Source organism: Maribellus sp. YY47 (assembly GCF_023111095.1).
In the GTDB taxonomy this organism is placed as follows: domain Bacteria; phylum Bacteroidota; class Bacteroidia; order Bacteroidales; family Prolixibacteraceae; genus Draconibacterium.
On the sequence record NZ_JALGYW010000010.1, the window covers coordinates 182,742 to 193,576 of the forward strand.

The window sequence follows — 10,835 nt, forward strand, 5'->3', positions numbered from 1 at the left end:
AGAATAGTTGAAGTATTTGTAGTTCATCGGTAAGCCAATGTGACCCGAAGCAACATTTTTACTTCACTCCCTTTTGGAATTGCCTTACTCCCCATGGTTATTATCCTTTTTACCTTGGTAATTACTCTTCTCCGCAGGGGGATCATAGTTTTTACCTAAAGGATAGCTCTGATTACTTAGGGAATATCTATCATACCCGGGGTAATTGTTCTTTTTACCAAGGTAACCATAGATTTTACCTAAGGGATTGCTTTCATCCCCAAGGTAATCTCTATTATCCCCGAGGTAATTGTTTCGATTACCAGGGTAATTATTCTTCTCCCCAAGGTAAAAATGGGTATTCCCCGGCTGCGAAAGCCGCGACAGTCCTGCACATTCATCATTTGCAGGGCTTTAGTGCAAAATGCCTTGTCTTTCTGTTGAACAAAAGATTTTTATTTTTATCTTCGGGAAAACGATAAACCAAACGCTTACGAATGAAAACACTCCCGCGCTTAAAAATCAGAAAAACGATATATACACTTCCCAATCGGGCGTAAAAATACAGTCTATAATAAGGATACATATTCAGTGAGGTGGTTCCTCATAGGTTACCACTTATTGTAAAATAAAAAAATAAACCATGGAAGTTACAAAACTCAACAACCTAATTTGGGATTTAGTTGGAAGCAACACAGATGTTAAATACCCAACATTAATATCAAATCTTACGACAAGTATTTCTCAAAATCAGCCAGCAGAAATTGAAAAACATTTAAAGACCTTAGAAGATAGTCTAGTAAAATGTAAAATCAACAACCTCAGCATTAGCAATTATAAAATGTTGACAGAAATTGGTGGGGAAGAATTTTTTGGCGTTTCTTCTTTAAACAAAATTAAGACATTACTAAATGGAACACCATTTAATAATGCTTTGACAGTTCAAAAGCTTCAAGAGTACAATACTAAAAGAAACGAGTTTATTACTCAAATAACTCAAATCAAGGGAAATTTTGAAAAATTGAATATTGGCGCTCATTTTTATGATGATGATACTTATGAAGTAGGATTAATTCTGCCCGAGGAACTAACCGGAAATACTATAAAAAACATAAACAAGAATCTACATCGTTGGGACCAAGTTTTCAAAACTTTAAAAGAATTAACTGGAGAACAAATTGAAGATACAAGAATATCACTCGTAAATAACGGCTCTCTCGAGTTTTTCTTTGAAAATGCAACTGAAATTGCACTTTGTCTTTCTATCACAATTGAAAGATTGGCAACACTGTATAAAAGAATAATTGAAATTAGGGCAGCTAGACTTAAATTGGCTGAGTTAGGAGCTCCCAAAAGTGAAGCTGCGACCATTGAGAAACATGAAAATAGCGAGATAGAAAGAGAAATTAAAGAAATTGTAAATCAAATTATTAAAGAATATTCAGCAAAAATTGAAGTTGGTCGGAAGAATGAATTAAAAAATGCTTTGACCGGACATATTAAGTTTATTGCAAAATCCTTAGATCAAGGAGTATCGGTAGAAATAACACCTCCTGAAATAGAAAAACCTAAGATTTTAAACAAAGAAACTACTGCCGAAAATAAAAATGAAAAAGAAGAAGCTAAAAAGCTTTATGAAGAGAAGTTAGCTAAAATTGATTTAGCAAATAAATCGACTGCACTAGTAAAAGAAATTGTCAAAACTGGGAATGAAGTATTTAAATATTTGACAAATGGCGACAATGAGATTGAAGAAACGGATGAAGAAGAAAAATAATAAGCGTTATCACGTGGAATAAGATATTGGCTGGGTTTGGCTCGATTCGAACTAGCGAATCTCATACAGCGTTTGCAGCAAGTTTAAACGACAGTTTTTTATTAACAAATAAACCAATATTTGATATGTTGACTTATAACGAATTCATAGAGCTAAGAAACAAATTGGCGAAAAATGAAATTAGTTTAGAACTTGCAAAAGCACAATGTTGGAATGGCTTAGAAGAAGGAAAACGTTCTTGGCACACAAAAGATTGGAAAGACAGAAGGTCCGAAATCATTAAAGATAAATGTGAAATATGTGGTAGTAAAGAAACATTAACTCTGCAGCATTCCTTCCACCCTAAAAAATATTCTGAATATACAAAAGACTTAACAAGAGCATATGCTAAAGACTATATTGAAACCAATCCCGACATTGATAAATCTGAATTAACGACGCATATTTTAGAGAAATATGAATATGTCCCTACTCCTTTGTGCCCTAATTGTATGAGTAGAAATCCAAACAAAAGATTAAGAAAATCCCCACAATATCTATGCACTGAATGCCGGCACGAATTTGATCTAACAGTTTATAGGTCTGTTGATGAACTTATTTCAGCTTTCTATGAAAATGAAAAAGCCACAGAAGTGCGAGATAAGTGCTTTGTATCGAAGGATAAATGGAAAAATAAGCATAACATTTCAAATATAAGATATTGGTTGCAAAGAGAACGGGCAAAGAACAGAGATGCTGAAACGATTGAGAAAGAAGCATTTTTGCTTTATCTCAACGACAACATTAGATACCTTTCCTTTGAAGATACAATTACTGCTTGTAAAAAATGTGCATCTTATTTTGATTTATACAACATGGAATTATGTCCAAAATGTAATAAAAATTACAAAAGCATTCAATTTCCAACTTGTATCCAATGTTTGCCAGAAGATAAACGTAAAGCTGTAATAGATAAAATTGAATTTGGAAAAGAAATGAGAGATATGCACAAAAGACTTGGAATCGATTAACTTAAATCAGGGCATTTAAACTCCCCCCTCATTTGCAAACATTGCTAAGCAGCAGGTCGATTGCATCGACAAAACAGAACTCGGCTTTGTTTGCGACGATTTGCCTCCCTGGCAAAGGATTGCTTCTCCCGAGTGCCCGGGATCGCAATGACCTCTCATATCCATAATATCCGGCAGCGGACAATGATTTGATTTATTCCCGATCGATTGTTCGTTGTCCGCTGTCGGCTACTTTAAACCAACCTGTCATAGCAAGACGATCCACCGGCTAACGGAAGGCGAAGTAATCTCAGCTCGCCTGCAACATTTTCAACCCCTCAGCGGTTATTGAACGAGGAAATAAATTTCAAATCATTTCCTGTTGTAAACCAAACAAATAAAACGTATGAGCAAAATAATCTTTGACAGCGGCATATCGCTCGATGGCTTTTTCGCAGGCGACAACAGAAGTCCCAAAAATCCGATGGGCGGAGTATCCGGAAAGCTGCACCAGTGGATGTTTCAGCAAAAGGCATTCTGGAAACACATCAAAATGGAAGGCGGTGAAGAATACGGCGCCGACAGTAAGGTAATTGAAGCGGTGTTTGCACGCACAGGGGCTTACATTATGGGGAAACGCATGTTTGAAGAAGGCGAAGTGTCGTGGGCGGAAGATTTATACGAAGCCGATGTTTTTGTGCTGACCCACGAAAAACGGGAACCCTGGTCGCATGGCAAGCGCACTACTTTTTATTTCGTTAACGACGGGATAGAAAGTGCACTGGAAAAAGCCAGGCAATCGGCCAACGGAAAGGATATCCGGATTCAGGGCGGGGCAAATACGATCCAGCAGTTTCTGAACGCCGGACTTATCGACGAATTTATGATTCACATCGCACCCGTGTTTCTGGGGAGCGGGATCCGCCTTTTCGACGGGATCGATAAAGACAAATATGACATTGAGATGGTGGAAGTGATACCCTCGGCCCTGACGACACATTTGCGCTATAAATTACGCCAAAAATAAAACGGCGGCCGTTGGCCAAAAGTCTGTTTTATTGCGCTTATGTTTACTATCTTTATTCTCGAACAACACTCTCAGTAACTTAGCGTTTGCTGATGCTATTCATGCCCAAAATAAATTCTGTTATGAAAAGATTACTTTACGCTTTTATTTACATCAGTTTTGTGGCAATTCTTATCGCTTGCCAGTCAAAACCATCGGCCGATTCTCCAAGCGGGAATGTAGCTCAGGCGTTTTCTGCTTCGTACAAAGCTCCGGCTTTTGTGCCCGACGAACGGATCGAAAAGATCAAAGCGATTGCACCTGAAATCCAACAATCGATAGAGGAGCATGCCAAAGCCAAAAAAATTCCGGGTATTGCTTACGGCATAGTGGTCGACAACCAGTTGATCGTAGCCTCCGCCACCGGCTTTGCCCATATTGAAAAGGAAATACCCGCTACTTCTGCCTCTTCTTTCCGGATTGCATCCATGACCAAAAGTTTTACCGCTATGGCCGTGATAAAACTCAGGGACGAAGGGAAACTGTTGCTGAGCGATCCGGTGAGCCAATACATTCCTGAGCTGTCGAACGTGGTATACCTCACGAAAGATGCCCCGGCCATGGACATTGAAAACCTGCTAACGATGACAGCCGGATTTCCGGAAGACAACCCCTGGGGAGACCGCCAGCTGGACGAACCCGATCAAATGTTAATGGACCTGGTTGGAGAAGGAGTGTCTTTTTCCAATGTACCGTCCTGTCAGTTTGAATACAGCAACACGGGTTACGCACTTCTCGGATATATTATTTCACGTGTGTCGGGAATGCCTTACCAGGAGTATATCACGAAAAATATTCTTCAGCCGTTGGGTATGGAGCACACCTACTGGGAATACGACAGCGTTCCGGAACAACAACTGGTTCTTGGTTACCGCTGGGAAGATGAACAGTGGAAGCTGGAACCCATGCTCCACGACGGCTCATACGGCGCCATGGGCGGACTGATTACCTCGATAGAAGATTTCGCCAAATATGTTAGTTTTCATCTTTCGGCGTGGCCTCCACGGAATGACGATGAGGCTGGCCCCATTAAAAGAAGCTCGCTGCGGGAAATGCAAACGCCGCAGTTTCCGTCGTTGAATGCCCATGCGAAAGACTACAACGGCGAGGCCTGTCCCACGGTTTCGGGCTATGGCTATGGCCTGGGGATTACAGAATACTGCAATGGTATGAAGAGGGTTTCGCACGCCGGTGCACTTCCCGGTTTTGGTAGTAATTACACGTTTTACCCCGATTATGGAGTCGGTATTATGGCTTTTTGCAACCTTACCTATATGTCGCCGTGGTCGTTAAAAGATATCAGTAAATTGTTGTTCGAAACGGCCAGTTTAAAGCCCCGCAAATTACCGGCTTCTGATATTTTGCTGGAGCGGCAGGAGCAGGTCACGCAACTGATTCAGCACTGGGAACCTGATTTGGAAGACAAGATTCTGGCTGAAAATTTTTACCTGGATATATCGAGAGAAGACCGAATGGCAGAGGTGCACAAAATCTTTAAAAAAGCAGGACCGATTGAAGAGGTGGGGGAAATAGAGCCGGAGAATCAGTTAAGAGGGAATTACACCATAAAAGCTCAGCATGGAGAGCTGAAAATCTACTTTACGCTGACTCCGGAGAAGAATCCCAAAGTGCAACAGTTATATGTTTCCTTTCAGGAAAAAGACACGAAGTAAAGTCGCATTAAAAGACTTACAGCAGATCATACTGCTTTTATCTGCAAATCATTTAGGGATTTTTTGAAGCTTAAGTTTCAAAAGCGGGAACTCCGTCGTTTGCAAAAGTGAACATATGTGAAAGTTCTGCACCGGAAATATTCAGTTTTTTGGATTTTTAAACGAACCAGTTAATTTCGGGATTCAATAAAAACTACTAAACTAAATTCTAAATAGATGAAAGTACATCAGCTTTTCGTTGGATTGCTTCTTTGTGTTTTGGCTTCAACTTCGGTGTTTGCACAAAGCGGCGATCAGATTCTGGACGGAATTGGAGAAACCGATTTAATTGCCCGCTACCTGTTTAACGGAGACGTAAAAGACTGGTCGCGCAACAATTTACATGGAAGCATGGAGGGTTCCGGATTCGAATTTGTTGACGATGAAGTGCTCGGGAAGGTGCTTTCGTTACCCGGAGACGGGAAAGCCTATCTTACCATTCCCGGTGAATGGCTGGCAGGAGAAGAGTCGCTTAGTATTTCGGCGTGGATCTTTTTGCGTTCGACAGAAAACGATGCACCGCTTTTCTACTTCGGAAAGAACGGCAAGTCGGGCTTTCGTGCCACTCCCGCAGGAAAAGAAGGTTTCGTTGCACAGATAGTGACTAACACCGCTACCTATACCGCAAGTTCAGAGGCGGCGGCTTTGAATAAATGGCAGCATTTAGCTGTTGTTATCAATATTCCCGAAAAAACTTTTACAAGCTACCTTAACGGAAAACTGGTTAGCGAAGTAACCAATACGGAAGTAGAGCTAAAACAACTGTTCGGCAGTCAAACAGGAGATCGGAATCAGTTTTATATCGGAAAATCACTGGCATCAGACAACGTTTCTTTAAATGCAAAACTGCATGATTTTCGAATCTATCGAATTCCGTTAACTGACAGACAAATCGGGAGGATTAATTACAGCGCGTTGCATAAGGAAGAGGTAGCGGAAATGGAGAGAAACAGGCAGGAAAAGGATCTCCCTGAATTTCCGGAAACAAGGCCGCAGTTGTATACTGCGTTTCTAACCAGCGTGCCCGATATTGCGGTGGAAACACATGTGGGAGTTCTTCCGCGTTTACCTCGTTTTCTGCACGGCGTTTACAGTAAAAATACCAACGGGCCCGATGTAAGAGTGCTTTGGCCCGCTCCGGAGAATAACAGCGAAGTACTCAGCCCCGGGAAATATACGATTACCGGACGCGTTGCCGGAACTGACATTCAACCCAAAGCGCTTGTTACCGTGAAAGCGGCGAAACAGCCCGACACACCTGGCCGTACACTGGAAGTTTTCAATCTTGACCAGGTTTCTTTGAATGATGACCTATACAACCGCAAAACAAAATTTGTTGAAAACCGGGATAAATTTATAAACGGCCTGGCCAACACAAATCCGGATGATTTCCTGTATATGTTCCGCAATGCCTTTGGTCAAAAACAACCCGAAGGCGCGGAACCATTGGGCGTTTGGGACAGCCAGGAAACCAAGTTGCGTGGTCATGCCACCGGGCATTATTTAAGCGCCATTGCACAGGCTTATGCCAGTACCGCTTACGATGCTTCGCTCCGGGAAAATTTTGCAAAAAAGATGGAGTACATGGTGAACACCCTGTATGAATTAGCTCAACTGTCGGGGCAGCCAAAAACAAGTGGAGGTGAAAGCGTATCTGATCCGATGGCGGTTCCTCCGGGGCCGGGAAAATCAGACTTTGATTCAGATCTAAGCGAAGAAGGGATCCGTACCGATTACTGGAACTGGGGCAAAGGATTTATCAGCGCCTATCCGCCCGACCAGTTTATTATGCTGGAAAAGGGGGCAAAATACGGAACAGACAATTCAAAAATCTGGGCACCTTATTACACCCTGCACAAAATTCTTGCAGGCTTGATGGATATTTATGACGTCAGTGGCAATGAAAAGGCACTCGAAATTGTAAAAGGCATGGGCGACTGGGTGTATGTTCGTTTGAGCCACGTACCAACCGAAAGGCTGATCAGCATGTGGAATACTTACATTGCCGGAGAGTTTGGCGGAATGAACGAGGCCATGGCAAGATTGTACCGTTTAACCAAAGAGCCCCGCTACATGGAAACAGCTCAGTTGTTTGATAACATCCGGGTGTTTTACGGCGATGCTGAACATTCGCACGGACTGGCTAAAAATGTTGACATGTTTCGCGGCCTGCACGCCAACCAGCACATCCCTCAAATTATGGGGGCGCTTGAAATTTACCGCGACTCAGAAGCTCCCGAATATTTTCACATTGCCGATAATTTCTGGGACATGGTCACCAACGATTACATGTACAGCATTGGCGGAGTAGCCGGGGCACGTAATCCTTCAAATGCGGAATGTTTTACCAGTCAGCCGGCAACCCTTTATGAAAATGGTTTTTCAGCCGGCGGACAAAACGAAACCTGTGCTACCTATAACATGCTCAAATTAACCCGCAACCTTTTTCTTTTTGACCATCGGGCGGAGTTAATGGATTATTACGAGCGTGGATTGTACAATCACATTCTGGCTTCAGTTGCAGAAGATTCTCCTGCCAACACTTATCACGTACCATTGAGGCCGGGTTCAGTAAAACAATTTGGGAATGACGATATGCATGGTTTTACCTGCTGCAACGGCACAGCGCTTGAAAGCAGCACCAAACTTCAGAACTCTATTTATTTTAAGAGTGCCGACAACCAGGCTTTGTATGTGAACCTTTACGTACCATCAACCTTAAACTGGACCGAAAAGAAGGTAACGGTAACACAGGCAACGGCCTTCCCAAATGAAGATCACACCGTTTTAACCATTAAAGGGAATGGCAAATTCGACCTGAATGTACGTGTGCCACATTGGGCTACCAAAGGCTTTTTCGTAAAGATTAACGGAAAGGATGAAAAAGTTGAGGCTGTGCCCGGAAGTTATCTGACGCTCAACCGTAAATGGAAAGACGGAGATACGATCGAGTTGCGCATGCCGTTTCATTTTTACCTGGAGCCGGTTATGGATCAGCAAAACATTGCCAGTTTATTTTACGGACCGGTTCTGCTGGCAGCGCAGGAGAATGAGCCTGGAAAAGATTGGAGGAAAATAACTTTGGATGCCGAAGACATCAGCCAATCGATATCGGGTGATCCTGAAAAGCTACTTTTCACTATTGATGGCGTTGTTTTCAAACCGTTTTATGATACTTACGGACGTCACTCGGTTTATCTCGATGTAACCTTAAAATAGCAGAAAGTTAGACAGACTACGTAAGGGAAAGCCATCCTTAGGTTTTACATCGAAAAAATAAAACAGAAGGTGTCCAAAAAGAAAACATTCACGCAAAGAACGCCAAGCTTTACACAAAGCACGCAAATACACAATCTGAATTTCAGTACTTTGCGATCTTTGTGCTTCTTATGCAACTTTGCGAGAACTTGATTTAAAGGACTTTTGGGCCCCCTCTGTTTTTGTTATCTGATTCTCAATCTAGTATAGAATTTCACGGTGTTTAAGTATTTGTCGGCCAGCAAAGCGTTTTCACCTCCAGAACGAAACCGCTTTTCGTGGATTCTTTACCAGAATTTCTGCCGGTGGTTCTGCCTGTGGCACTCTCATCTCTTTACCGCTGTTGTCCTGGAGCATTCTGAAAATATTGTTTCCATAAAAGTCGATCAACATAAGCTGATGGTTGGAAAATTCCAATTCAACGCTAGTGAAGTTTGTTTTTCGGGCAGCAATTATTTTGATTTGCTCCTGCACTGCGCTTGAATTTGCTGTTTTGTTGTTTTGTGCCCCAACAAAGGTTGCGGTAAAAAGAAGAACTACGGATACGAAAAGTGCATTGCTCTTTGCTCCTGTTCTTTCATTCGTTTACGCTTGTAATTTTCGAAGATACCTCATGGCTGCATATTTATCCTGTCGGTCGGTTGACCTGCGCGAGGTATCATCGAAGAATGTACAATCAACTTATTTTATTGGATGGTAATGTAAGTGAGAACGACAAAAGACAGCTAGGAGTTTTGTAAGCATTTCAAATGTTGAAATATATCAGAAAGTAAAATATCGTGCTAAGTCGTCAAATGCAGTGTTTTTGTCTTTTGCTTCTTATTCATTCTAGTAGTATAGCTTGCCTGAACAGGGATTGTTTAGTAGCAACATAAAGCATTCAGGGATATGGTAAATTTCAGTTGGAGCCGCTATTTTTTTCAGACTAAAGAAATGCTGCAATTATTGTAGTTACATTGTAAGGTATTATTCTCGCTACGCTGCGACTTCCTTTTTTTTTCAGCAAAAAAAGGAAGAAAAAATGCCGCCGCTGACACGAAAATTGCTAAAATTTAGCGAACTCCGCTAAAAGAAAAGAACTCCACCGACGCTCGCTATTCTCGGTCGGTGTCAAACAGCTTTTCTTTTTAACGCTGCTTCCCGAAATTTCTTAACGCATTTTTATTTGATTCAGATCGTTTATTTTAAAGGTATCAAATAGAACTCGCAGAGCTTATAAATCTTTTTTTGATTTTAATAGATGATGCTCGTTTCCTGTAGGCGGATGGCTTGTCCCGGACATCCCACGGATTTAACTTCGGATAAGATTCGTGACAAGGCAACTATATCAAATGCGAATTCTTATTCTTTTTGTTGGAGGGTTACGATTCTCTCTTTTGTGATGATCAGCTGGTGCGTATGTTTTTCGAGTAACAAAATAAACAGTATGCACCGCCGTTATTCAGGAAAAGAAAATAGTGTATGAAATCAAGACGAATTATCCTTGCTGTTCTGATGGTGTTTACCTTTTCAATGTTTACGGGCGGTTGTCGCAGTGCAATTTTTATCCGTCATTCAAACCCGGAAATTAAAACCAATGCCAAAGGAGAAATTCCTCCCGGACAAATGAAGAAGCTTACCGGTGAAAAAAGCGCCAAAAAATATGCTCCCGGTCAACGTAAAAAGAAAAACAAGGACTATCGACCGCGTTAACTACTGCAACTAAATATTGACTTTTCCGGGTCTTAATCCGATTTAGATCGGTTCCTGTATATCGAAGCCGTACCGGGTTCTGTTTTCATGCTCGTGTTCCGCGTAACTATAATCCAATTCCAATGCGATTGCTTTTGTTGGGGACTGTGTATCTGGATTGTAAGTCTGTTTCACTTGATCAGGGCATAAAAAAAGCCGCCTCCGAAAACGGAAAGCGGCCTTTTTATATAGTAAGGTGTCTCGTCCTGAAATAGCGTTACACAAAAAGTAGCGTTATGAAAGAAATCAATCATTCACAGTACGTTAAGCGTACACAGAAGGACTATTCGATGTCCTTTAAATTGCAAGTTGTCACTGAGATA

At 41.7% G+C, this 10,835-nt stretch carries 7 protein-coding genes; 6 read left to right on the forward strand and 1 reads right to left on the reverse strand.

What is annotated here, in order from left to right; translation table 11 throughout:
• Positions 1-622 precede the first annotated feature (622 nt).
• The 5 genes from MR764_RS10395 to MR764_RS10415 all read left to right on the forward strand — a co-directional run bounded on the left by MR764_RS10395 (position 623) and on the right by MR764_RS10415 (position 8,742).
• Positions 623-1,756 carry a hypothetical protein gene (locus MR764_RS10395; protein ID WP_247979349.1) on the forward strand — a complete coding sequence of 378 codons (1,134 nt, stop codon included), beginning with the start codon at positions 623-625 and terminating at the stop codon, positions 1,754-1,756.
• Between the two features lie 125 nt (positions 1,757-1,881).
• Entirely contained in the window at positions 1,882-2,766 is an 885-nt protein-coding gene (locus MR764_RS10400) for a hypothetical protein (RefSeq protein WP_247979350.1), read from the forward strand.
• 385 nt (positions 2,767-3,151) lie between these two features.
• The gene (locus MR764_RS10405; RefSeq protein ID WP_247979351.1) at positions 3,152-3,772 is read left to right on the forward strand and encodes a dihydrofolate reductase family protein; all 621 of its coding nucleotides are present in this window, start codon (positions 3,152-3,154) and stop codon (positions 3,770-3,772) included.
• Between the two features lie 122 nt (positions 3,773-3,894).
• Entirely contained in the window at positions 3,895-5,484 is a 1,590-nt protein-coding gene (locus MR764_RS10410) for a serine hydrolase domain-containing protein (protein ID WP_247979352.1), read from the forward strand.
• Between the two features lie 216 nt (positions 5,485-5,700).
• Positions 5,701-8,742: a beta-L-arabinofuranosidase domain-containing protein gene (locus MR764_RS10415; protein ID WP_247979353.1), complete on the forward strand. Its 3,042-nt coding sequence runs from the start codon at positions 5,701-5,703 to the stop codon at positions 8,740-8,742.
• 291 nt (positions 8,743-9,033) lie between these two features.
• Here MR764_RS10415 and MR764_RS10420 read toward each other — a convergent pair whose 3' ends face one another.
• Positions 9,034-9,174, reverse strand: coding sequence for a hypothetical protein (locus tag MR764_RS10420; protein WP_247979354.1), 141 nt, complete (start codon positions 9,172-9,174; stop codon positions 9,034-9,036).
• Positions 9,175-10,242: 1,068 nt separating this feature from the next.
• On the opposite strand from MR764_RS10420, the gene MR764_RS10425 reads away from it, so the two are divergent.
• The gene (locus MR764_RS10425; RefSeq protein ID WP_247979355.1) at positions 10,243-10,473 is read left to right on the forward strand and encodes a hypothetical protein; all 231 of its coding nucleotides are present in this window, start codon (positions 10,243-10,245) and stop codon (positions 10,471-10,473) included.
• Positions 10,474-10,835: the final 362 nt, after the last annotated feature.

What these genes read in the sequence shown, in the direction of transcription:
- MR764_RS10395 (WP_247979349.1), top strand. Translation starts at nt 623, where the DNA reads ATGGAAGTTACAAAACTCAACAACCTAATTTGGGATTTAGTTGGAAGC.
- MR764_RS10400 (WP_247979350.1), top strand. Translation starts at nt 1,882, where the DNA reads ATGTTGACTTATAACGAATTCATAGAGCTAAGAAACAAATTGGCGAAA.
- MR764_RS10405 (WP_247979351.1), top strand. Translation starts at nt 3,152, where the DNA reads ATGAGCAAAATAATCTTTGACAGCGGCATATCGCTCGATGGCTTTTTC.
- MR764_RS10410 (WP_247979352.1), top strand. Translation starts at nt 3,895, where the DNA reads ATGAAAAGATTACTTTACGCTTTTATTTACATCAGTTTTGTGGCAATT.
- MR764_RS10415 (WP_247979353.1), top strand. Translation starts at nt 5,701, where the DNA reads ATGAAAGTACATCAGCTTTTCGTTGGATTGCTTCTTTGTGTTTTGGCT.
- MR764_RS10420 (WP_247979354.1), bottom strand. Translation starts at nt 9,174, where the DNA reads ATGTTGATCGACTTTTATGGAAACAATATTTTCAGAATGCTCCAGGAC.
- MR764_RS10425 (WP_247979355.1), top strand. Translation starts at nt 10,243, where the DNA reads ATGAAATCAAGACGAATTATCCTTGCTGTTCTGATGGTGTTTACCTTT.